Source organism: Pseudomonas sp. SCT, assembly GCF_003864275.1.
Taxonomy (GTDB): Bacteria; Pseudomonadota; Gammaproteobacteria; order Pseudomonadales; family Pseudomonadaceae; genus Stutzerimonas; species Stutzerimonas stutzeri_AE.
On the sequence record NZ_BDJA01000006.1, the window covers coordinates 227,957 to 249,085 of the forward strand.

Genomic DNA, 21,129 nt, shown 5'->3' on the forward strand with positions numbered 1-21,129 from the left:
TCTGCACGAGGTATCCGATGGAATTTCGTCCACTAGGCCGCACGGACCTGAAAGTCAGCTCGCTTTGCCTGGGCACAATGACATGGGGCGAGCAGAACGCCCAAAGCGATGCATTCGCCCAGATCGACCAAGCAAAAGCCGCTGGCATAAACTTCATAGATACGGCCGAGATGTACCCGGTGCCACCTCGCCGTGAAACCTATGCCACCACCGAGCACTATATTGGCAACTATTTCAAGACACACGGCGGCCGATCCGACTGGGTCCTCGCCACGAAGATAGCCGGCCCTGGTAACGGTATAAGCCACATTCGCTACGGACGCCTCAAGTTCAATCGCGCACATATACGCGCCGCACTGGACGAGAGCCTCCGCCGACTACAGACCGACTGGATCGATCTTTACCAACTGCACTGGCCTGAACGCAGCACCAATTTCTTCGGACAGCTGGGCTATCGCCACCAGGAAGACGACTTCACCCCGATCGAAGAAACACTGGAAGCGCTGGATGACGAAGTTAGAGCCGGCAGGATTCGCCACATCGGCTTGTCCAATGAAACCCCCTGGGGTCTGACAAAGTATCTGCAACTAGCCGAAGCTCGCGGCTGGCCGCGTGCAGTCTCGATACAGAACCCTTACAACCTGCTAAATCGCAGCTTCGAGGTTGGCCTGGCAGAAATCAGCATTCGTGAGCAGTGCGGCCTGCTCGCGTACTCACCGCTGGCGTTCGGCATGCTCAGCGGCAAATACGAGGACGGCGCACGCCCCGCCAATGCGCGCCTCACGCTTTTTCAGCGCTTTGCTCGCTATAACAACGCTCAAGCGCGCGCAGCCTGTTCCCGCTATATAGCAGTCGCCCGAAAACACGGGCTGGATCCAGCACAAATGGCACTCGCCTACGTGACAGCGCAGCCCTTCGTGACCAGCAACATCATTGGCGCAACGACAATGGAGCAGCTTGAGTCGAACATCATTAGCTCCAAACTAAAGCTTTCGAGCGAAGTGCTGTCCGAAATAGAGAGCATTCACATGGAGCATCCAAATCCAGCGCCCTGACCCGCTCACCTAATCAGAATCACCACCAAAACACCCGACACACGAACATCAGCGCAAAGGACCGTAAGGATGATTGCCGCTCACCTGCTTGCCCCCGCCACGCTCTCAATAGGCTGGACAATCTACGCAGCTGCGCTGATATGGGCCGTATGGCGAGCACCATGGGTGGAATTATTCAGCGATACGCGCCGGCAGCATCTTCTGTGCGGCGCAATGCTGTCCATTTTTTTGCTCTGGCTCGTCCGACGGGATTTCGACTCAGGCCTATCCTTTCACTTTATAGGTCTGACAGCAGTTACGCTGTTGCTGGACTGGCCGCTAGCCATTCTGGCCGCCCTCGCCGCACAGCTCGGATTGACACTAACCGGCCATCAACACCTCACTGCACTCGGCATAAACGGCATTCTGCTGGTGCTGATCCCGGTCATGGTTACGGTCATTTGCGCGCGCATGGTGGAGCGCGCCCAGCCACGCAACCTATTCGTGTTCATATTCTTTGCAGGTTTTTTTCCGGCGGCACTCGCTGCGCTGGCGTGCATTCTCGCATCGCTTGGCGTACTGCTATTCGATGGCCGCTTTCCGATGCCGCCATGGCTGGAAGACTTCGCGGGGTATATCTGGCTGGTAATGTTCCCCGAGGCCTTTATCAACGGCACGGCGATCACAGCACTGGTGGTCTTCTACCCAGACTGGATGGAGAGCTTCAACCAGAGCCGCTACTTGCAGGCGCCCTGGAAGGAGGAGTAACGAAGGGCCGCAGGCAAACCCTGCAAAGGAAACCTAGTGCTCGCGCGGAGGCATGTCACCCGAAAACAGATCATCCTCCAGTTCGTTTCCCGGAATGGCATGTGCTTCGGAAGCCCATGCGCCGAGATCAATGAGTTTGCAGCGTTCGGAGCAAAATGGTCGATTCGGACTCTGCGGCCCCCACTCTACTGGCGCCCTGCAAGTGGGGCACTCAACTGTTGCGGTCATTTCTGACCTCCTTGCAATGTCAGATAAAAACGGTGCAAACGCTCGACCTCAGCTCCGAGCCAAGATAGATCGCGATCATTCACAAGCACATCATCGGCATGCTTCAGGCGCTCTTCACGCTGAACCTGAGCCTTGAGAATGGCACGCACCTGCTCCTCGCTGGCCTGATCACGAGCCGTCGTGCGTGCAATCTGGAGCACCTCTGGCACATCCACGACCAGTACTCGACCGACCTGACGATACTGCCCAGACTCGACAAGCAACGGCGAGACCATGATGGCGTAAGGCGATTCGGCCAGTGCGAGATGCCGGGCGACCTCGGTGCGAATCAATGGATGTAGGAGCTTTTCGAGCCACTGCCGCTCGGCCGGATCAACGAATACTTTCTGACGCAACCCGGCGCGGTCCAGCTCACCGCTCCGCAGTAAGACCTCTCCACCAAAGCGCTCAACGATCTGCTGCAGGGCCGGCCGCCCAGGCTCAACCACCCAGCGTGCAGCCTGGTCGGCATCGACCACATGCACACCCAAGCTGGCGAACCGATCTGCAACGGCAGTCTTTCCGCTACCGATACCGCCAGTCAATCCAAGAATCCAGGGTTTCATCCGTCAACCGCACCCTAGCCAAAAAAACAGGACGAGCAGTAGTAACCACTCAGAGCACGAAGCGCAAGCTTATGGGTAGGCGATAAAGACGGTAGCCTGACTCATACAAACCGGCCGCCATGAGCCACCCAACATGATTGGCTCAGAAGCGCACAAACTGCAGGTAGCTTTCCGTAATCCAATCGCCCCAAAGCAATGCAATCCAGCCTGCGATAGCCAGGTATGGGCCGAAAGGAATCGGCGTATTGCTTTCCGCACGCTGCATCCGCAAGAGGATGCTACCAAGCACAGCGCCGACCACCGAAGACAACAGGATCGTCAGCGGCAGCACCTGCCACCCGCCCCAGGCGCCAAGCATGGCCAGCAGCTTGAAGTCACCGTAGCCCATACCCTCTTTACCGGTGACCACCTTGAACAGCCAGTACACCGACCAAAGACTCAGGTACCCCGCTACTGCTCCCCATAGCGCACTTTCCAACGATACGAACAAACCGAAGTTATTGAGGATAAGGCCGAGCCACAATAGCGGCAGCACCAAAACGTCAGGCAACAACTGGTGATCGACATCGATCATGCTCATCGCCAACAGGCCCCAGGTCAGCAACAGCATTGCGCCGGCCTGCCAGGAGAAGCCGAAATGCCAGGCGACATAGCCGGACAACAGCCCGCAAGCCAACTCCACCAACGGATAACGACAACTGATCGGCGCACGGCAGGATGAGCACTTGCCACGCAGGGCCAACCAGCTGACTAGGGGGATATTTTCCCAAGAGCGGATTTGGTGATTGCAATGCGGACAACGGGAGTTTGGCAGCAGCAGATTGAAGCGCTCGCCGACTGGCTCCGCCGGGCTCTCGAGATATTCAAGCGCCTGCATACGCCAATCGCGCTGCATCATAATCGGGAGGCGGTAAATTACGACATTTAGAAAGCTGCCGACCAATAAGCCGAGCACGGCAGCAGATAAAACAAAGGCCAGCACGTGGCTGGCCATTAGTTCGAGGATCATCAATTATCCAACCACGCTGCCCAGCTGGAAGATCGGCAGGTACATAGCGATGATCAAGCCACCAACCAGGACACCCAGTACCGCCATGATCAAGGGCTCCATCAGCGTCGTGAGATTGTCCACCATGTTATCGACCTCGGCCTCGTAGAAGCTGGCTAGTTTGTCCAGCATCTCGTCCAATGCCCCGGACTCCTCTCCGATGGCTGTCATCTGAATAGCCATAGAAGGGAAAATGCCGGTCGTACGCATAGAGAAATTCAGCTGCACACCAGAAGATACGTCGTTGCGGATTTTCGCGACTGCATTGCGAAACACCACATTGCCAGTTGCCCCTGCGACGGAATCCAGCGCGTCCACCAACGGAACACCTGCAGCAAATGTCGTAGACAATGTACGCGCGTAACGTGCAACTACAGACTTATAGAGGATGTCGCCCACGATGGGCGTTTTAAGCAGGATACGATCAAGCGCATCGCGAAACTTTTCCGACCGTTTGTAGCTGTGCTTGAAAACAAACGCACCCACGAGCAGCGCTGCAGCCACCAAATACCACCATTCCTGCAACCAGCGCGACAGTCCAACCACCATCTGAGTGAAAGCTGGTAACTCAGCACCAAACCCTTGGAACACGCTTTCAAATTGAGGCACGACCTTTATGAGCAAAATCGCCGAAACAATGATCGCCACAACAATGACCGCGATTGGGTATGTCATAGCTTTCTTGATCTTAGCCTTAAGCGCCTCGGTTTTTTCCTTGTAGGTCGCCACCCGATCCAGCAGCGTCTCCAGCGCTCCGGACTGCTCGCCGGATTCAACCAAATTGCAATACAGATCATCGAAGTACTGCGGTTTCTTGCGCAGCGAACCCGCGAAGCTATTACCGGCCGCTACCTCCTGCTTAATCTCATCGACCAGCTTGCGCATATTGGGGTTATCGAAACCCTCCCCAATGATGTCAAACGACTGAAGCAAGGGTACTCCCGCCTTCATCATCGTAGCCATTTGCCGGGTGAACAGAGCGATGTCCATGGGCTTGATCTTCTTGCCCACACCGAACAGCGAAACAGTCTTCTTACGTACCTTGAGCGGATTGATACCTTGCTTGCGAAGCTGCGCCTTGATCAGTGCTGGGCTCTGGCCTGGCAGCTCCCCCTTGACCTTGCCACCTTTCCGATCGGTGCCTTCCCAGGTAAACACACTGGTTTTCAACGCTTTTTCCGCCATGGTTAATCCTTGGTCACGCGGTTGACTTCTTCCAGGCTGGTAACGCCATTCATGGCTTTAACCAGACCCGAAGTGCGCAGGTCATTGAACCCATCTCTGCGCGCCTGCACGGCGATGTCGATGGAATTGCCTTCCTCCATGATAAGCCGCTGCAGTGCAGGCGTGATTTTAACCACTTCATAAATACCAACACGGCCTTTGTAACCGCTCTTGCAGCTATCACAACCTACCGGCCCATAAAGCTTGAACGAACCGATCCGCGCTTCCGGAAAACCCTCCTTGAGCAGGACATCACGCGGCACATCAACTTCCTGCTTGCAGCTAGGGCAGAGCTTGCGCGCCAAGCGCTGCGCAATGATCAGGTTCACCGAGGTAGCGATATTGAAAGCCGGCACCCCCATGTTGCGCAGCCGCGTGAGCGTTTCAGCTGCACTGTTGGTGTGCAACGTCGACATGACCATGTGACCAGTCTGCGCCGCCTTAATGGCGATTTCGGCAGTCTCCAAATCACGAATCTCGCCCACCATGATGATATCCGGATCCTGGCGAAGGAATGCGCGAAGCGCCTGAGCAAAGTCCATACCCTGCCTCGGATTGACATTGACCTGGTTGATGCCCTCCAGGTTGATTTCCACAGGGTCTTCTGCGGTGGAAATATTCACGTCCACCGTGTTGAGAATATTCAGGCCGGTATACAGCGAAACGGTCTTACCCGAGCCAGTCGGGCCGGTAACCAGAATCATCCCCTGCGGCTGCTTCAGCGCGGTCAGATACAACTCTTTCTGGTCTTCCTCGTAGCCCAGAGCATCAATGCCCATCTTGGCGCTTGACGAGTCCAGAATTCGCATAACAATTTTTTCACCCCACAGGGTGGGCAGCGTGTTGACACGGAAGTCGATGGACTTGGTTTTGGAAACCTTCATCTTGATGCGCCCGTCTTGCGGCTTGCGCCGCTCAGCGATATCGAGACTGGCCATTACCTTCAAACGCGCGGAGATTCGGCTCACCAGCTGGACCGGAGGGCGAGCGACCTCGTGCAACATGCCATCGGTACGAAAGCGCACCCGATAGGTTTTTTCATAAGGCTCAAAGTGCAGGTCTGACGAACCACCCTTGATCGCATCGAGCAACATCTTGTTGACGAAGCGTACCACTGGCGCGTCATCGGATTCGTTGTGCGGCGCATCGTCATCCTTCTTATCTCCACTGATCTCGACCTCCAGCCCATCAAGGTCAGCATCGCCGAGCCCATCAAGCGCAGTGGTTGCCGACTCGAAGAACTTCTCGATCGCCTCGCCAAGCTTGTCGTCTTCAACCAGCACCGCCTCGACCGACAGACCAGTGTTGAACTGAATGTCGCTTATCGCCTGATGGTTGGTGGGGTCAGAAACCGCCACATAGAGCTTGTTGCCACGCTTCTGTAGGGGCAATGCACGATGCTGACGCACCAGCTTTTCACTCACCAGATCTTTCGGCTGCGTCTCTTTATCCAGCGCGCCCAGGTCGAAGAACGGCACGCCGAACTGCTCGGCGGCGAGATCGCCCAGTACCCGCCCTTTGACCAGCTTGTTCTGAACCAGCCAGGTAACCAAAGGCACTTGGTTTCGCAGTGCCTGTTGCTGAGCCTGCTGAGCAATCTTTTCGTCGAGCTGGCCTGCAAGTACTAACTGACGGGCCAAGCCGCCAAGGGGCGCGTTTTCATTCATCGGGCGAGCCTGTGGAGGCGTGAAAGACCGCTGCCTTATAACTCAGTTCCATTGGCGTGCCAAACCCGCACATAGCAGGTGGCATTTTTTGTCACTTGAGGACGCAAAAGGCTACCTATCTTTATGTGATGCCATGGCAGCTCAATGAGCTTCGCCGAGATAAACAGCTGCATTGACGCTCTCTATTCATAGCTTCATGCAGCCCAAGCACCATGCCGTTCGTACCTTCGCAAGAGAGTTAGAGCGGAATGTGAAAGGGTGAGCCAGCTCACAGCTCCGACAGCTCGAGCGCAAACCAATCCGCGACTGGCACAGAAGGTGCTCATACCATGCCAGGTCCAACGACCTCACCAACAAGGAGCTTTTCAAATGAAGTCCATCAAGAAGCAAAAAGGCTTTACCCTGATCGAGCTGATGATCGTGGTTGCAATCATCGGCATTCTGGCTGCTATCGCCATTCCGCAGTTCAATGAGTACCGCGCCAAGTCGAACGATACCGTAGCCAACGCGGACGCGAAAAACACTCTTACCGTTATGTCTGCCGCACAGCTCTGATAAGGAATAACGAAATGAAGAAGATTATTGCTGGTTTTGTTATTGCCTCTGCCTTTGTTGCTGGCAATGCATTTGCCGCCCCGACCGTAATAACCTCCGGCGGAGCCATTGGTAACGCTCAGTGTGAGCTTCTGGCTGAAAATGTTGTACTTACCCTGTCAAATAACGTTCACGGCGCCTACAACTGCACCAAGAACAACAACTCGATTACCGTAGCCACTTGCCATTTTGCTGGGAGCCGCAAGGTCGGACCAGAGCGCTGCGTTGTAACAGGCGCCGATGAAGCCGGCGACCCAATCTATAACAACGCCAGCTGCCAAGGCACTGGACCAACAGACACCTTTCTCGTCGACAATAAAGGTAAAGCATTTGTGGGCTCCACTACAGGTGGGAGTATCGGCGCCACGAGCCTAACCGCATTCTGTGAAGATACATCTGTTACCGCAGCTCTTCCGCAGTAACCTCGATACCGCTGCGAATTCTTTCACAAGACTTCGCAGCGGTTCTATAGGCCTACCCCTATTAATGCCATGAAACGCGATTACGGCTTTACGCTAATCGAATTAGTTATAACAGTGGCAATTGTGGCGACTTTAGCTGCGGTTGCGTTACCGCAATTTAATGAATATCGCGCACGAAGCTCAGATGCTACAGCAGCAGCTGACGCTCGAAATTGGATCGCAGCCCTTACAGTACATATGCTACGTTAGCTAAAACTGAAAAACCGCACATTTTTCAGCCATGCAATACAAGCGTAACTCGTGCGTCCATTCAATACCCATCTCCAGCTCTGAAGCCCGTAGGGCGGGTGAAACCCGCGCGGTTACATATAACTCAACGGGCCGCACAAAAACTCTGCCATTATTGCGGAGTTTTGTTATTTTAGGGTATCTCGGGCGTCCACAATGATGTAGAGGCAAACCCTGATCGACATACGCACTCGCCCTACGTCCGGCGCGCCTTTGGTTGTGGCTACGGTGAATTCACATAACAACGTCTGTCGCCCTATACCTTGTCGCACATTGCGCATCTTGGGGCACACACACCCTCTCTCCGGCATTACACTTCCACCCACACGTTTAACCGCTATGGCTAGATAACCTTCCATGCTGTCTTTATCAAATATATCAACCGGCTTCCGACTTGCCTTCCGAGCCCGATTTGGTTGGCTGGTTGTCAGCTCTTTGCTGGTACTGACCATTGCCGCACCACTCTCCGCCCAATTCAGCGGTCGCCAATCCGCCACCGTGGCACTGGATATCGGTCTGTCGGTTATTCGCTTATTGCTGCCGCTGGTGCTGGTATTAATGACCCAGGAGCTGCTGTCACGCGAGATCGACCGGCGTTATTTTCTAAATACCCTCTCCTACCCACACCCACGACACGGCCTGTTGCTCGGTCGCTTTATCGCCGTTTCAACCCTGACGCTCGGGCTGTTGCTATTGCTTGGCAGCGCGCTGGGGCTGCTGGTCTGGTTGATTGGCCAGGGCTATGCGCAAACCACCCCCATTGCTCTGGGTCACCATTATCTCGTTACCATCACTTTTATCGGCCTCGATCTGCTGGTACTCACCGCCGTCGCCACCCTTCTCGCCGTCGTCGCTTCCACACCCAGTTTTGTTCTGATCGGCACCTTCGGCTTTATGCTGGTGGCGCGCTCCTTCGGCGCCATCATCGAGCTACTAACGCGAAACTCAACGGTAGTGGGCAATGCCGAGAGCTACCGCTCCGGTGTCGGCCTGCTGGGTTATTTGCTGCCCGACTTGGGCGCGCTGGATGTGCGCGTGGTCGCCCTCTACGGCAAGTTGGAGTTGTTGCCCGCCGACTGGCCCTGGGTGGTATTGTCCAGCCTGACCTATATGGTCGGCCTGCTGGCCTTGGCGGTGTGGGCGCTCAACCGCAAGCGTTTCGCCTGATATGCGCAAACGCACTTCGCTACTTCTTGGCCTTGTGGCGTTCGCCCTGTTCGCTGTCATCGCTGCCTGGCGCGCGCAGCAGCCGGTGCTGCTAATGCCACAGTTGTTAGCCGACCGGGTGGTGATTCCCGCACCGCTGCTGGTCGTGCTGCATGGCGGCGACCGCTTCCTGGCCGCCGATCTTGAAACCATGCGGCTATCCGCCACTGGAATGGATGATCGCGGTGTGGATACCGGCTACCTGGTCCGAGCCCAGCGTGAAGTCGCTCGCCTCAATCCCTGCCATGAAGACAATTACTACCTTGCCAACGGCCTGCTGACCTGGGGCGGCGCAGTCGAGGAAGGGAATGATGTACTGCGCGCGGCCGTTGATTGCCGCTTCTGGGACGAATTTCCGCCGTTCTTCTATGGCATCAATCTGTCGTTTTTCCAGCGCGACAATGAAGAGGCGGCGCGGGTGCTGGAGATTGGCGCCCAGCGATCGAAAGTGAACGCCGCCGCCATGCAGAAACTGGCGGTGATGCTGCGCGCCGAGCAATTTGCCGACGAACGATTGGCTTTGAATTACCTGGGCCAACAGCGCGACAGCGCTACCGACCTCAAACTGCGAGAGATGCTCGACAAACGCGTCGTCCGCCTTCAGGGTCTGGTTGATCTACGCGAGGCCCAACGGCGCTATGAAGCCGATCAAGGCCCACTAGCTGACCTGCAGCACCTGATCGAACAGGGCATCATCGCCGAGCTACCCACCGACCCACTACGCCTCGGCTATGAGCTACGCAATGGGCGCATCGAATTGAAGAAATTGAAGATTGCCGGATTGGAGGAACAGCCTTGAGCGCTGCCATTGAGTTTCAGGGCGTCAGCCACACCTTCAAGGCTAAAGGCAAAGAGGTCCAGGCTGTACGCGATGTGAGTTTCAGCCTGAGCGAGGGCGAGGTGTTCGGCTTCGTCGGCCCCAATGGCGCAGGCAAGTCCACCACGATTAAGATCATGCTGGACATCATCAACGACTATCAGGGTCAGGTGACCATTTACGGCACGGACGCGCATCGCGCCGAAGCGCGCCAAGGCCTGGCTTACGTGCCCGAAGCGCCTGCGCTGTACGAGCAATTCACGCCCCTGGAAATCCTACGCATGGGCTTGTCCATGTATGGCATCAAACGCAGTGACGCCGATGCTTGGTGTATGCAGTGGCTGGAGCGCTTCTCCATCGTGGAGTATGCCAAGCAGCGCATCCGCCAGCTCTCCAAAGGTAACGTCCAGCGGACGGCACTCGCCCACGCCATGGCGGTAGAACCGCGGCTGCTAATCCTTGACGAACCCCTATCAGGCCTTGACCCGGTGGGTCGCAAGGATGTGGTCGACATCCTCAACGAGTATAAGAAGCAAGGCGGGGCCATCTTCTTTACATCCCACGTGCTACACGATGTGGAGCGTATCGCTGATCGCTTTGGCTTTATCAACAAGGGCCAGTTGCTGACAGTTCGCTCTCCTAGAGAGCTGGCCGCAGAACGCGCCAGCCATTTCATTATCCGATATCAGGCCGACCAGCCACTCTCGCCATCCTGCTCGGCGCTGCGTCCTGGAGAGTTTGAATGCGAAATGGAGCAATCCAAACTACCAGAAGCCATCGCCCAGTTGAGCAGCACAGGCGGACACCTGCTCGCCGTGCAGCCTGCCGTCTCGCTGGAAACAGTATTCTTCCGGATTCTTGAAGAAGCGAAATGAGCACACCGAGAGCGCCCGCGCAACCGGTCAACCAGTAACGAAAAGCCCCGCATCGGCGGGGCTTTTTCTTTGGCCACGTCGATTTATATCAGGCCACGCCCACGCAGCAGATCCACCACCAGCCTAACACCCTCGTCCAGAGCCGACGTTTCGCTGTCAACCACCAGATCCGCATTAAGCGGCACATCGTAAGGGAAGGACTCGCCGGGGATGTTATCCCCACCGGCCGCATACAGGCCCTGCGGATCCCGCTGACGGCAGGCTTGCGGGGAGGCCTGAACGTACACGGTGATCAGGCGCTCAGTACCGATCAATGCCTTGGCCTGTTCGCGACCTTCTGCGTCAGGGGCGACGAACGCGGCCAGCGTGATCAGGCCTGCTTCATTGAATTGCCGAGCGACGTGCGCAGCGCGGCGCCAGTTTTCGGTGCGACCAGCGCGATCTTGCGGTAGGCCTTTGTTGAGGTCGTGGCGCAGGTTCTGGCCGTCCAGCACGTAAACCGCACGGCCCATATCGAACAGTTTGCGTTCCACCGCATAGGCCAGGGTGCTCTTGCCGGCGCCGGACAGGCCGGTGAACAACACGGTTGCCGGCTGCTGGCCGAAGCGAGTGGCGCGCTCTTCGGTAGAGACGTGGGCCAGCGCGCCATGATGGCGACCGGCGCCGTGAGCAACCGGGTCAGCGATGATCATGCCGGCGCCGACGGTGCCATTGGTGAGGCGATCAATGACGATGAAAGCGCCGGTCGTGCGGTTCTGTGCGTAGCCATCGAGCGCGATCGGCGCATCCAGGCTGACCTTGACCTTGCCGATCTCGTTGAGCTGCAGACTACTCGCAGCGCCCTTCTCCAGCGTATTCACATCCACCTTGTGGGCGATGCTGGCGATGGAGCCCGGCACGTAGCTGGTGGCGCGCTTGATGTCGTACTTCTTGCCCGGCAGCATCGGCTCTTCGCCCATCCAGACGAGCATCGCCTCGAAGCTGTCGGCGATACGCGGGCGGCTGTCGGCATGCACCAGCATGTCGCCGCGTGAGACGTCGATTTCGTCTTCCAGCGTCAGGGTGACGGCCTCACCTGGGGTCGCCTGCTCCAGCTCACCGTCGAATGTGACGATGGATTTCACGCGGCTGATTTTGCCGGACGGTAGCACAGCGATCTCGTCGCCCTTGCGCACGATGCCACTGGCCAAGGTACCGGCGAAACCGCGGAAGTTCAGGTTCGGGCGGTTGACGTACTGCACCGGGAAGCGCAGGTCATCAAAGTTGCGGTCGCCCGCAATTTCAACGCTCTCGAGGATTTCCATCAGCGACTGCCCTTCATACCAGGGTGCGCGCTCGCTGCGATTGACCACGTTGTCGCCCTTCAGCGCCGACATCGGCACGAAGTGCAGCGAGGAAGGCTTCAGCTCGATGCGATCGGCGAATGCGAGGTAGTCGGCCTTGATCCGCTCAAAGACCTCCTGATCGAAGTTCATCAGGTCCATCTTGTTGATGGCGACGACGATGTGCTTGATGCCGAGCAGCGAGGTGATGAAGCTGTGGCGCTTGGTCTGGGTCTGCACGCCGTAACGGGCATCGACCAGAATGATCGCCAAGTCGCAGGTGGATGCGCCAGTCGCCATGTTGCGCGTGTACTGCTCATGGCCAGGGGTGTCGGCAATGATGAACTTGCGCTTGGCCGTCGAGAAATAGCGGTACGCGACGTCGATGGTGATGCCCTGCTCGCGCTCGGCCTGCAGGCCGTCGACCAGCAGTGCCAGATCGACGTCTTCACCCGTGGTGCCGACCTTCTTCGAATCGCGGGTGATGGCCTCGAGGTGGTCCTCGTAGATCATCTTGGAGTCGTGCAGCAGACGGCCGATCAGCGTGCTCTTGCCGTCATCGACGTTGCCGCAGGTAAGGAAACGCAGGAGTTCCTTGCGCTCGTGTTGCGCCAGGTAGGCGAGGATGTCCTCGCTGATCAGTTCGGATTGATGACTCATGATGCGTTTCCTTAGAAGTAACCCTGGCGTTTCTTTTCTTCCATCGAGCCGGTGGCGTCATGGTCGATGACGCGCCCCTGACGCTCGGAAGTACGGGTCAGGAGCATCTCCTGAATGATCTCCGGCAAGCTGGTTGCGGTTGATTCGACGGCACCGGTCAATGGGTAACAGCCCAGGGTGCGGAAGCGCACCATCTTCTTGTGGATGCTAGCCTTCTGCTCTGGCGTCAGGTGTTGCAGGATGCGCTCGTCATCGATCATCACCAGCGTGCCGTTGAGCTCGACAACTTCCCGCTCGGCCGCGAAGTACAGCGGCACGATCGGGATCTGCTCAAGGTAGATGTACTGCCAGATGTCCAGCTCGGTCCAGTTGGATAGCGGGAAGACACGGATCGACTCGCCCTTCTTGACCTTGCCGTTGTAGAGATTCCACAGCTCGGGGCGCTGGTTCTTCGGGTCCCAGCGATGCTTGCTGTCGCGGAAGGAGTAGACACGTTCCTTGGCGCGGGATTTTTCCTCATCGCGCCGAGCACCGCCAAAAGCGGCGTCGAAGCCGTACTTGTCCAGCGCCTGCTTGAGGCCTTCGGTCTTCATCACGTCGGTGTGCTTGGCACTGCCGTAGGTGAAGGGATTCATATCCTGCGCGACGCCATCGGGATTGATGTGGGTGATTAGCTCAAGCCCCATCTCCTCGACCATTTTTGCGCGGAAGCTGTACATCTCCTGAAACTTCCAGCGTGTATCGACATGCAGAACCGGGAACGGCAGCTTGCCTGGGAAGAAGGCCTTGCGCGCCAGGTGCAGCATCACGGCCGAATCCTTGCCAATGGAATAAAGCATCACCGGGTTGCCGAATTCGGCTGCAACCTCACGGATAATGTGGATGCTTTCCGCCTCCAGCTGTTTCAGATGCGTCAGTTTGTCGACCATGGCTACTCACGATTTAGCAGGTGGACGGCCGGCGGGCCGTTGATTGGGCGCAACTCTAACACGGCCTTAGATTCTAATCAGGCCGCCATTTAGACCTAAAAGCTATAGATTTATATCGACTCGCAGGCGCGCCAAATAGCGATCTACCTGTCCATTCAAATACGCCGAGCCGCGCAAGCTGGGGCTCACGCAGGGTTAGGGCAGTCGACGAACTGGTGCTCGACGCCGAACCGGCCGGCAAGGTATTCACCGAGCGCTTGGACACCATAGCGCTCGGTGGCGTGATGCCCTGCGGCAAAGAAGCTCAGGCCATTCTCACGCGCGACATGTGCCGTCGGCTCGGATATTTCCCCGGTGAGATAGGCGTCCACGCCAGCCGCTACAGCCTGTTCGATGTACCCCTGAGCACCACCGGTGCACCAGGCTACGCGCTTGATCGGGCCATTGCCCTCGACCATCAGTGGCGCGCGGCCTAGCACATCCTGTATCCGCTGCCGGAACTCGCTTGCAGTCAGGGATTTCTCCAGGGAACCAACCAGGCCCACCGAACGGGGATTGCTCGGATCCAGCGGCCCCTCGACTTGCAGACCGAGCAGCGCGCCCAATCGCACGTTGTTACCGACTTCGGGATGCACATCGAGCGGAAGGTGATAGGCCAGCAGACTGATCCCGTTGACCAGCAGCGTCTTCAGGCGGCGCTGTTTCATGCCGATGATGCGCGCGTCCTCGTTCTTCCAGAAATAACCGTGATGCACCAGTACCACATCGGCTTTCGCCTCGACTGCCGCATCCAGCAGTGCCTGGCTGGCCGTCACGCCGCTGACGATCCGCGCTACCTGTGAACGCCCCTCGACTTGCAAACCATTAGGGCAATAGTCGGCAATCCTCGCGGCATCCAGATAGCGGTCTGCCTCCTGAACCAGAGTGGTAAGCGCAACTGACATGGGGATACCTCTTGATGGCGCGGCGGGCGCGACTGGTACTCGTCGAACCGCCACGGCAAATCATGCACGCATGAAGCTGCATTTCAGTTGCAGCTTCGTATAATGCCGCCACCTTAAGGGCCGCTTTGCGCGCCCGCAACTCTGCCCGGACCCCTGCGCGATGTTCAATGCCCTACGTTTCCTCGGCTGGCCGTTGCTGGTCGGCCTGCTCGTAGCTCTGCTGATCATCCAGCGATACCCGCAACTGGTCGGCATCAAAGAGCGCGACATCGGTTTGCGGCAGGCGCCGTTGGTTGCCACCACGCCGCAACAGGGTCCGTATTCCTATGCCAACGCGGTCGCAGGCGCCGCTCCGGCAGTTGCCAACCTCTATACCACCAAGGTCATCGAGAAGACCGAGCAGCAGGCGCCGCTGTCGAAAGACCCGCTGTTTCAACGCTTCTTCAACGACAACCTGCCGAGGCAGCGGCGGATGGAGTCGAGTCTCGGCTCAGCGGTGATCATGAGCCCGGAAGGCTATCTGCTGACCAACAACCATGTAACGGCGAACGCCGAGCAGATCGTAGTGGCGCTCAAGGATGGGCGGGAAACGCTGGCTCGGGTAATCGGCAGCGACCCGGAAACCGACCTCGCGGTATTGAAGATCGACCTGGCGGACCTGCCGGCCATCACCGTCGGCCATTCTGACCGCATACGCGTCGGCGACGTCACGCTGGCGATCGGCAACCCGTTCGGAGTCGGCCAGACGGTCACCATGGGCATCATCAGCGCCACCGGCCGCAACCAGCTGGGCCTGAACACCTATGAAGACTTCATCCAGACCGACGCAGCGATCAACCGCGGCAACTCCGGTGGCGCATTGGTGGATGCCGAGGGCAACCTGATCGGCATCAACACCGCGATCATCTCCGAGTCGGGCGGCTCGCAGGGCATTGGTTTCGCGATTCCGGTGAAACTCGCACTGGAGGTGATGAAGTCGATCATCGACCACGGCCAGGTCATCCGTGGCTGGCTGGGCGTGGAGGTGCAATCGCTTACCCAGGAGCTGGCGGAATCCTTTGGTCAGGAAGGCCGCCCCGGGATTGTCGTGGCTGGCGTCTACCGCGACGGCCCAGCCGCCCGCGCGGGGCTGCAGCCTGGAGATTTGATTTTGAGCATCGACGGGGTGCAGTCAGCCGACGGCCGCAGCTCGATGAACCAAGTCGCCCGCGCCCGCCCAGGCGACAAGATCGACATCGATATCTTGCGCAACGGCAAGCCGCTAACGCTGACCGCAGAAGTGGGCATGCGCGCCCCTGTGAGTACGGCTCCGAAATAGCGCGGCCGCAGCCCTGCGCCAGAGCCACCCAAGCGCGACGCGCTGTAGCGGCCGCGGCAGGTCTCAGGCCGGCCGCTGCCCGTCTCGCCCAGCGTTAGCCGAGCGCCTCCAACAGCGCCTGATTCTGCTCCGGCGTACCAATGGTGATACGCAGGAACTGCTCGATACGGCGCTGTTTGAAGTGTCGAACGATGACGCCTTGCTCACGCAGGCTGGCGGCGATGGTGGCCGCATCCCGCTGCGGGTGACGGGCGAAGATGAAGTTGGCCGCCGACGGCAGCACCTCGAAACCCAACCCCTGCATTGCCGCCACCACCGCTTCGCGGCTGTCGATGACCTGCTGGCAGGTCTGCTGGAAATACGCGCGATCCTCGAAAGCTGCAGCGGCCCCGGCAATGGCGATGCGATCCAGCGGATAGGAGTTGAAGCTATTCTTGATCCGCTCCAAGGCCTCGATCAGATCGGGATGACCAACCGCCAACCCTACGCGTAGCCCGGCCAGCGAGCGCGACTTGGACAGCGTCTGCGTCACCAGTAGATTCGGGTAACGATCGACCAGCGCGATGGCGGACTCACCGCCAAAATCCACATAGGCTTCATCGACCAGCACCACCGTTTCCGTGTTTGCCTGAAGCAGCCGCTCGATTGCCTCTAGCGCAAGCAGACAGCCAGTCGGAGCATTGGGATTAGGGAAGATGATGCCGCCATTCGGGCGGTTGTAGTCGGCCACATCGATCTGGAACTGCTCATCGAGCGCAACGGTTTCGTAGGCGATGCCGTACAGCCCGCAGTAGACCGGATAGAAGCTGTAGCTGATATCCGGGAACAGCAATGGGCCGGCATGCTGGAACAACCCATGAAAAGCATGCGCAAGCACCTCATCCGAGCCATTGCCGACAAATACCTGAGCCGGCTGCACACCGTAATAATCGGCTACCGCCTGCTTCAACCGTTCGCCATTGGGATCGGGGTACAGCCGCAGACTGTCGTTAAGCTCCGCCTGCATCGCGGCGATTGCACGCGGCGACGGCCCGTAGGGGTTTTCGTTGGTGTTGAGCTTGACCAGCTTGCTCAGCTTCGGCTGCTCACCCGGCACGTAGGGCACCAGGTCTTTGACGAAGGGGCTCCAGAATTTGCTCATCTGCCCTTCTCTCCTTGAATGTGATCGGTTTGCCGTGGGGGCGATAAATGGCGAAGTCTTGGCGTTTGCAAGGCGGACAAGCGGCACGCTGTTCGCCCTGCGCCAACGTTATCAGCCCTTGATGCGGTACTCGGCGCTGCGGGCGTGAGCAGTGAGCGATTCACCACGGGCCAGCACCGACGCCACCTTGCCCAGCGTCGAGGCTCCCTCGGCCGAGCAATTGATGATCGACGAACGCTTCTGGAAGTCGTACACCCCCAGTGGCGAGGAGAAGCGCGCGGTGCCCGAGGTTGGCAGTACGTGGTTTGGTCCGGCGCAGTAGTCGCCCAGCGCCTCTGCGGTGTAGCGACCCATGAAGATCGCCCCGGCATGACGAATCTGCGGCAGCCACTGCTCAGGCTCAGCGACCGACAGCTCCAGATGCTCCGGCGCGATGCGATTGGCAACTTCGATCGCCTGCTGCATATCGGCGACGAGGATCAGCGCGCCACGCCCCTCGATAGAAGTACGGGCGATATCGGCACGCTCCAGGGTGGGCAGCAAGCGAGCAATGCTTTCGGCGACTCGATCGAGAAATTCGGCATCCGGGCTGACCAGGATGGACTGGGCGTCCTCGTCATGCTCGGCCTGGGAAAACAGGTCCATCGCAATCCAGTCGGGGTCGGTCTGTCCGTCGCAGACCACCAGGATTTCCGATGGACCGGCAATCATGTCGATACCAACCTTGCCGAACACGTGACGCTTGGCGGTCGCCACGTAGATGTTCCCCGGGCCCACAATCTTGTCCACCGGCGGCACGCTCTCGGTGCCGTATGCCAGAGCAGCAACGGCCTGCGCCCCGCCAATGGTGAACACCCGATCGACGCCGGCGATGCAGGCTGCAGCAAGCACCAGCTCGTTGAGTTCGCCACGTGGAGTCGGCACGACCATGACGACTTCAGGCACACCGGCGACCTTGGCCGGAATGGCGTTCATCAATACCGACGACGGATAGGACGCCTTGCCGCCGGGCACGTAGAGCCCGGCGCGATCCAGCGGGGTGACTTTCTGCCCAAGTACCGTGCCGTCGGCTTCGGTATAGGTCCAGGAGTCCTGCTTCTGCCGCTCGTGATAGCTGCTCACGCGCTCGGCGGCGATCTCCAGGGCCTCGCGCTGCGCTGGCGTGATGCGCTCCAGAGCCTGCTCCAGGCGCGCGCGCGGCAGGATCAGATCGGCCATGGAGGCAACCTGCAGCCCATCGAAGCGCTGGGTCAGTTCGACCAGCGCCGCATCGCCGCGCTCGCGTACAGCCTTGATGATCTCCAACACCCTCTCGTTCACGCCTTCGTCGGAAACGCTTTCCCAGCTCAGCAGATGATCCAGATGACGAGCGAAATCGGCATCGGCAGCGTTGAGTCGGCGAATGGCGGAGGGAGCGGTCATAGCGGGCCTCATGGTTGGCTAGGCATCGGAAGCGGCCGGCTTCATTGCAACGGCACGAAGCGCAGGCCGGGCTCTCAGGCGCCGCTAGAATATCAAGCCCACCGTGCGGGCACCTGAGAATTTCAGCTATGACACGGATAGGCAGGCGCGGTGGTCACCGCGAGATTCATCAATGCTGATGCTGCTGGACTGCCGCGTGCAGGATGTCGATCAGCGCCTGGATACGCGCGTGCTGCATTTTCATGGAGGCCTTGTTCACTACCAGGCGGGAACTGATGTGAGCGATCAGCTCCTGGGGTTCCAGCCCGTTGGCGCGCAACGTATTGCCAGTGTCGACCACGTCGATGATCTTGTCCGCCAGCCCCACCAGCGGCGCGAGTTCCATGGAGCCGTACAGCTTGATGATGTCGACCTGACGGCCCTGCTCGGCGTAGTAGCGCTTGGCGACGTTGACGAACTTGGTTGCAACCCGCAGACGGCCCTTGGGCTCTGGCGCACCGACCTTGCCGGCAGTCATCAGTTTGCAGTTGGCGATACGCAGATCCAGCGGCTCGTATAGCCCCTGTCCACCGTACTCCATCAACACGTCCTTGCCGGCGACGCCAAGATCGGCTGCGCCATGCTCGACATAGGTAGGCACATCGGTAGCACGAACGATCAGCAGACGAACGTCATCCTGGGTAGTCGGAATGATCAGCTTGCGGCTCTTGTCCGGATTCTCGGTGGGTACGATACCGGCCGCGGCGAGCAACGGCAGGGTGTCGTCGAGGATGCGGCCTTTGGACAGGGCGATGGTGAGCATGGAGCGTTTTCCTTGAACGGCAACGGCCAACCTTGGGGGCGACCACATGACCAACTGCGATTTCGCGAGCTAGAGTCATGCAAGGCAAAAACAGGCGAGGAAGCGGAGTTTACTAGCTGTAAATGAGCATTCCGAGCCTGTTTTTAACGCAGCAGGACCGACGCGCAGCAGATCGCTATCAGCCGGGAACGCGGCGAATCTTCGCCCCCAGCAACTGCAGCTTCTCTTCGATGCACTCGTAACCACGGTCGATGTGGTAGATGCGATCGATCAGCGTATCGCCTTCGGCGACCAGGCCAGCGATCACCAGACTTGCCGAAGCGCGCAGGTCGGTTGCCATGACTGGTGCGCCCTTGAGGCGCTCGACACCGGTGACGATGGCCGTGTTGCCCTCCACCAGAATCTGCGCACCCATGCGATTCATCTCATAGACGTGCATGAAGCGGTTCTCGAAGACGGTCTCGATCACGGTACCAGTGCCTTCGGCAATGGCGTTCAGGGCAATGAACTGCGCCTGCATGTCGGTCGGGAACGCCGGGTACGGTGCCGTGCGAACGTTGACTGCCTTGGGCCGCTTGCCTTTCATGTCCAGCTCGATCCAGTCGCTGCCGGTATCGATATGTGCACCCGCTTCGACCAACTTGTGCAATACGGCTTCGAGCAGCGTCGCGTCGGTGTCCTTCAGACGAACCCGACCGCCAGTAGCGGCGGCTGCAACGAGGTAAGTGCCGGTCTCGATACGGTCAGGCATGACGCTATAGCGCCCGCCGCCGAGGCGTTTGACGCCATCGATGGTGATGGTGTCAGTGCCGGCACCGGAAACCTTGGCGCCCATGGCATTGAGGAAATTGGCGAGATCGACCACTTCAGGCTCGCGTGCGGCGTTTTCCAGCACGCTGCGGCCGTTGGCCAGCGCGGCGGCCATCATGATGTTCTCGGTACCGGTCACGCTGACCGTGTCGAAGAAGAAGTGCGCACCACGCAGACCACCAGCAGGCGCCTTGGCCTTGATGTAGCCGCCTTCGACGTCGATCTGTGCGCCCATGGCTTCCAGGCCACGGATGTGCAGGTCAACCGGTCGCGAACCGATCGCGCAGCCGCCGGGCAGAGCCACTTCGGCTTCACCGAAACGCGCCACCATCGGGCCGAGCACCAGAATCGAGGCACGCATGGTTTTAACCAGCTCATAAGGAGCAACCAGCGTCTTGATGCTGCTGGCATCAACCTCGACGCTGAGCTTCTCGTCAATGACCGGCTGCACGCCCATACGGCCGAACAGCTCGATCATCGTGGTGATGTCGTGCAGGTGCGGCAGATTGCACACCGTGACCGGAGTGTCGGCCAGCAACGTGGCGGCCAGGATCGGCAGGGCGGAGTTCTTCGCACCGGAAATGCGGATTTCGCCATCGAGGCGAATGCCGCCGGTAATGATCAATTTGTCCATGGATAATCCCATAAGCCGCAGGCTGGAAGCACTGCCAAAGGAGGCGGCGCAGTCAACGAGACGCGCTCTGCCTGGAATGATTGGTGGCGTTAGCCGGCGGCGATCAGGCGCGCCCGGCCCAGTCGGCGCGACTGAAGAACTTCATGGTGACGGCATGAATGCTGCCATCAGCGATCCAGGGATTGAGGTGTGCGTAGATCTGCTGCTGACGCTTCACCGGGCTCAGACCGGCCAGCTCGTCACTGATCACGTTGAGCTGGAAATTGCAGCCTTCACCTTCCACTTCTACCTGGGCACCTGGGATCTTCTCTTCCAGGAAACTCTTCACTTCTTGGGCCTGCATGTTCAACCTCGATCGGCGCAGCACGCGC

22 protein-coding genes are annotated in these 21,129 nt (G+C 58.7%); 9 read left to right on the top strand and 13 right to left on the bottom strand.

Annotated elements, in window-relative coordinates:
• Positions 1 to 17 precede the first annotated feature (17 nt).
• A complete protein-coding gene (locus BHD08_RS16490) occupies positions 18 to 1,055 on the top strand; it encodes an NADP(H)-dependent aldo-keto reductase (RefSeq protein ID WP_015278004.1) in 1,038 nt (345 codons plus the stop codon).
• 69 nt (positions 1,056 to 1,124) lie between these two features.
• Complete coding sequence (locus BHD08_RS16495) at positions 1,125 to 1,802, top strand: energy-coupling factor ABC transporter permease (protein WP_015278005.1); 678 nt, start codon at positions 1,125 to 1,127, stop codon at positions 1,800 to 1,802.
• 33 nt (positions 1,803 to 1,835) lie between these two features.
• Here the strand turns inward: BHD08_RS16495 and yacG are convergent, their stop codons facing one another.
• From yacG to pilB, 5 genes are all read right to left on the bottom strand, one after another.
• Complete coding sequence (gene yacG, locus BHD08_RS16500) at positions 1,836 to 2,030, bottom strand: DNA gyrase inhibitor YacG (protein ID WP_015278006.1); 195 nt, start codon at positions 2,028 to 2,030, stop codon at positions 1,836 to 1,838.
• Complete coding sequence (coaE, locus tag BHD08_RS16505) at positions 2,027 to 2,635, bottom strand: dephospho-CoA kinase (RefSeq protein WP_125023567.1); 609 nt, start codon at positions 2,633 to 2,635, stop codon at positions 2,027 to 2,029. The genes yacG and coaE overlap by 4 nt, the downstream gene beginning before the upstream one ends.
• A 142-nt stretch (positions 2,636 to 2,777) precedes the next feature.
• Positions 2,778 to 3,644, bottom strand: a complete 867-nt coding sequence (locus tag BHD08_RS16510; protein WP_375708258.1) for an A24 family peptidase — start codon at positions 3,642 to 3,644, stop codon at positions 2,778 to 2,780.
• A gap of 3 nt (positions 3,645 to 3,647) precedes the next feature.
• The gene (locus BHD08_RS16515) at positions 3,648 to 4,868 is read right to left on the bottom strand and encodes a type II secretion system F family protein (protein ID WP_125023571.1); all 1,221 of its coding nucleotides are present in this window, start codon (positions 4,866 to 4,868) and stop codon (positions 3,648 to 3,650) included.
• A 2-nt stretch (positions 4,869 to 4,870) separates the two neighbouring features.
• Complete coding sequence (gene pilB, locus BHD08_RS16520) at positions 4,871 to 6,574, bottom strand: type IV-A pilus assembly ATPase PilB (RefSeq protein ID WP_125023573.1); 1,704 nt, start codon at positions 6,572 to 6,574, stop codon at positions 4,871 to 4,873.
• 369 nt (positions 6,575 to 6,943) lie between these two features.
• On the opposite strand from pilB, the gene BHD08_RS23340 reads away from it, so the two are divergent.
• The 6 genes from BHD08_RS23340 (at position 6,944) to BHD08_RS16550 (ending at position 10,776) form a co-directional block, all read left to right on the top strand.
• Positions 6,944 to 7,129 (top strand): type IV pilin protein, encoded by a 186-nt coding sequence (locus BHD08_RS23340; protein ID WP_125023576.1) that lies wholly within the window; start codon positions 6,944 to 6,946, stop codon positions 7,127 to 7,129.
• A gap of 14 nt (positions 7,130 to 7,143) precedes the next feature.
• Positions 7,144 to 7,590 carry a hypothetical protein gene (locus BHD08_RS16530; RefSeq protein ID WP_125023577.1) on the top strand — a complete coding sequence of 149 codons (447 nt, stop codon included), beginning with the start codon at positions 7,144 to 7,146 and terminating at the stop codon, positions 7,588 to 7,590.
• A 69-nt stretch (positions 7,591 to 7,659) separates the two neighbouring features.
• Positions 7,660 to 7,839 carry a prepilin-type N-terminal cleavage/methylation domain-containing protein gene (locus BHD08_RS16535; protein ID WP_125023580.1) on the top strand — a complete coding sequence of 60 codons (180 nt, stop codon included), beginning with the start codon at positions 7,660 to 7,662 and terminating at the stop codon, positions 7,837 to 7,839.
• A 474-nt stretch (positions 7,840 to 8,313) separates the two neighbouring features.
• A complete protein-coding gene (locus tag BHD08_RS16540) occupies positions 8,314 to 9,045 on the top strand; it encodes an ABC transporter permease subunit (protein ID WP_256678708.1) in 732 nt (243 codons plus the stop codon).
• Between the two features lie 94 nt (positions 9,046 to 9,139).
• Positions 9,140 to 9,883, top strand: a complete 744-nt coding sequence (locus BHD08_RS16545) for a hypothetical protein (protein WP_256678709.1) — start codon at positions 9,140 to 9,142, stop codon at positions 9,881 to 9,883.
• On the top strand, positions 9,880 to 10,776 hold the full coding sequence (locus BHD08_RS16550; RefSeq protein ID WP_125023582.1) for an ABC transporter ATP-binding protein: 897 nt from the start codon (positions 9,880 to 9,882) through the stop codon (positions 10,774 to 10,776). Before BHD08_RS16545 ends, BHD08_RS16550 begins: the two co-directional genes overlap by 4 nt.
• Positions 10,777 to 10,859: 83 nt before the next feature.
• Here BHD08_RS16550 and cysN read toward each other — a convergent pair whose 3' ends face one another.
• The 3 genes from cysN to BHD08_RS16565 form a co-directional block, all read right to left on the bottom strand.
• Positions 10,860 to 12,758, bottom strand: coding sequence for a sulfate adenylyltransferase subunit CysN (gene cysN / locus BHD08_RS16555; protein ID WP_125023584.1), 1,899 nt, complete (start codon positions 12,756 to 12,758; stop codon positions 10,860 to 10,862).
• An 11-nt stretch (positions 12,759 to 12,769) separates the two neighbouring features.
• A complete protein-coding gene (gene cysD, locus BHD08_RS16560; RefSeq protein WP_015278016.1) occupies positions 12,770 to 13,687 on the bottom strand; it encodes a sulfate adenylyltransferase subunit CysD in 918 nt (305 codons plus the stop codon).
• Positions 13,688 to 13,872: 185 nt separating this feature from the next.
• The gene (locus BHD08_RS16565) at positions 13,873 to 14,631 is read right to left on the bottom strand and encodes a Nif3-like dinuclear metal center hexameric protein (RefSeq protein WP_125023586.1); all 759 of its coding nucleotides are present in this window, start codon (positions 14,629 to 14,631) and stop codon (positions 13,873 to 13,875) included.
• Positions 14,632 to 14,791: 160 nt separating this feature from the next.
• Between BHD08_RS16565 and algW the strand changes: the two genes are divergently transcribed.
• Complete coding sequence (gene algW, locus BHD08_RS16570; protein ID WP_015278018.1) at positions 14,792 to 15,949, top strand: Do family serine endopeptidase AlgW; 1,158 nt, start codon at positions 14,792 to 14,794, stop codon at positions 15,947 to 15,949.
• A gap of 94 nt (positions 15,950 to 16,043) precedes the next feature.
• On the opposite strand, the gene hisC is transcribed toward algW, so the two are convergent.
• From hisC to BHD08_RS16595, 5 genes are all read right to left on the bottom strand, one after another.
• On the bottom strand, positions 16,044 to 17,090 hold the full coding sequence (gene hisC, locus BHD08_RS16575; RefSeq protein WP_015278019.1) for a histidinol-phosphate transaminase: 1,047 nt from the start codon (positions 17,088 to 17,090) through the stop codon (positions 16,044 to 16,046).
• A 111-nt stretch (positions 17,091 to 17,201) separates the two neighbouring features.
• Positions 17,202 to 18,512 carry a histidinol dehydrogenase gene (gene hisD / locus BHD08_RS16580; protein ID WP_015278020.1) on the bottom strand — a complete coding sequence of 437 codons (1,311 nt, stop codon included), beginning with the start codon at positions 18,510 to 18,512 and terminating at the stop codon, positions 17,202 to 17,204.
• Positions 18,513 to 18,681: 169 nt separating this feature from the next.
• Complete coding sequence (gene hisG, locus BHD08_RS16585) at positions 18,682 to 19,314, bottom strand: ATP phosphoribosyltransferase (protein WP_015278021.1); 633 nt, start codon at positions 19,312 to 19,314, stop codon at positions 18,682 to 18,684.
• Positions 19,315 to 19,492: 178 nt separating this feature from the next.
• Positions 19,493 to 20,758, bottom strand: coding sequence for a UDP-N-acetylglucosamine 1-carboxyvinyltransferase (gene murA, locus BHD08_RS16590; protein ID WP_015278022.1), 1,266 nt, complete (start codon positions 20,756 to 20,758; stop codon positions 19,493 to 19,495).
• A 103-nt stretch (positions 20,759 to 20,861) separates the two neighbouring features.
• The gene (locus BHD08_RS16595; RefSeq protein ID WP_015278023.1) at positions 20,862 to 21,101 is read right to left on the bottom strand and encodes a BolA family protein; all 240 of its coding nucleotides are present in this window, start codon (positions 21,099 to 21,101) and stop codon (positions 20,862 to 20,864) included.
• Positions 21,102 to 21,129 lie beyond the last annotated feature (28 nt).

Bases quoted from the DNA above. Each gene is read 5' to 3' on its own strand.
- BHD08_RS16490 (WP_015278004.1), top strand. From the start codon at position 18: ATGGAATTTCGTCCACTAGGCCGCACGGACCTGAAAGTCAGCTCGCTT.
- BHD08_RS16495 (WP_015278005.1), top strand. From the start codon at position 1,125: ATGATTGCCGCTCACCTGCTTGCCCCCGCCACGCTCTCAATAGGCTGG.
- yacG (WP_015278006.1), bottom strand. From the start codon at position 2,030: ATGACCGCAACAGTTGAGTGCCCCACTTGCAGGGCGCCAGTAGAGTGG.
- coaE (WP_125023567.1), bottom strand. From the start codon at position 2,635: ATGAAACCCTGGATTCTTGGATTGACTGGCGGTATCGGTAGCGGAAAG.
- BHD08_RS16510 (WP_375708258.1), bottom strand. From the start codon at position 3,644: ATGATCCTCGAACTAATGGCCAGCCACGTGCTGGCCTTTGTTTTATCT.
- BHD08_RS16515 (WP_125023571.1), bottom strand. From the start codon at position 4,868: ATGGCGGAAAAAGCGTTGAAAACCAGTGTGTTTACCTGGGAAGGCACC.
- pilB (WP_125023573.1), bottom strand. From the start codon at position 6,574: ATGAATGAAAACGCGCCCCTTGGCGGCTTGGCCCGTCAGTTAGTACTT.
- BHD08_RS23340 (WP_125023576.1), top strand. From the start codon at position 6,944: ATGAAGTCCATCAAGAAGCAAAAAGGCTTTACCCTGATCGAGCTGATG.
- BHD08_RS16530 (WP_125023577.1), top strand. From the start codon at position 7,144: ATGAAGAAGATTATTGCTGGTTTTGTTATTGCCTCTGCCTTTGTTGCT.
- BHD08_RS16535 (WP_125023580.1), top strand. From the start codon at position 7,660: ATGAAACGCGATTACGGCTTTACGCTAATCGAATTAGTTATAACAGTG.
- BHD08_RS16545 (WP_256678709.1), top strand. From the start codon at position 9,140: ATGCCACAGTTGTTAGCCGACCGGGTGGTGATTCCCGCACCGCTGCTG.
- cysN (WP_125023584.1), bottom strand. From the start codon at position 12,758: ATGAGTCATCAATCCGAACTGATCAGCGAGGACATCCTCGCCTACCTG.
- cysD (WP_015278016.1), bottom strand. From the start codon at position 13,687: ATGGTCGACAAACTGACGCATCTGAAACAGCTGGAGGCGGAAAGCATC.
- BHD08_RS16565 (WP_125023586.1), bottom strand. From the start codon at position 14,631: ATGTCAGTTGCGCTTACCACTCTGGTTCAGGAGGCAGACCGCTATCTG.
- algW (WP_015278018.1), top strand. From the start codon at position 14,792: ATGTTCAATGCCCTACGTTTCCTCGGCTGGCCGTTGCTGGTCGGCCTG.
- hisC (WP_015278019.1), bottom strand. From the start codon at position 17,090: ATGAGCAAATTCTGGAGCCCCTTCGTCAAAGACCTGGTGCCCTACGTG.
- hisD (WP_015278020.1), bottom strand. From the start codon at position 18,512: ATGACCGCTCCCTCCGCCATTCGCCGACTCAACGCTGCCGATGCCGAT.
- hisG (WP_015278021.1), bottom strand. From the start codon at position 19,314: ATGCTCACCATCGCCCTGTCCAAAGGCCGCATCCTCGACGACACCCTG.
- murA (WP_015278022.1), bottom strand. From the start codon at position 20,758: ATGGACAAATTGATCATTACCGGCGGCATTCGCCTCGATGGCGAAATC.
- BHD08_RS16595 (WP_015278023.1), bottom strand. From the start codon at position 21,101: ATGCAGGCCCAAGAAGTGAAGAGTTTCCTGGAAGAGAAGATCCCAGGT.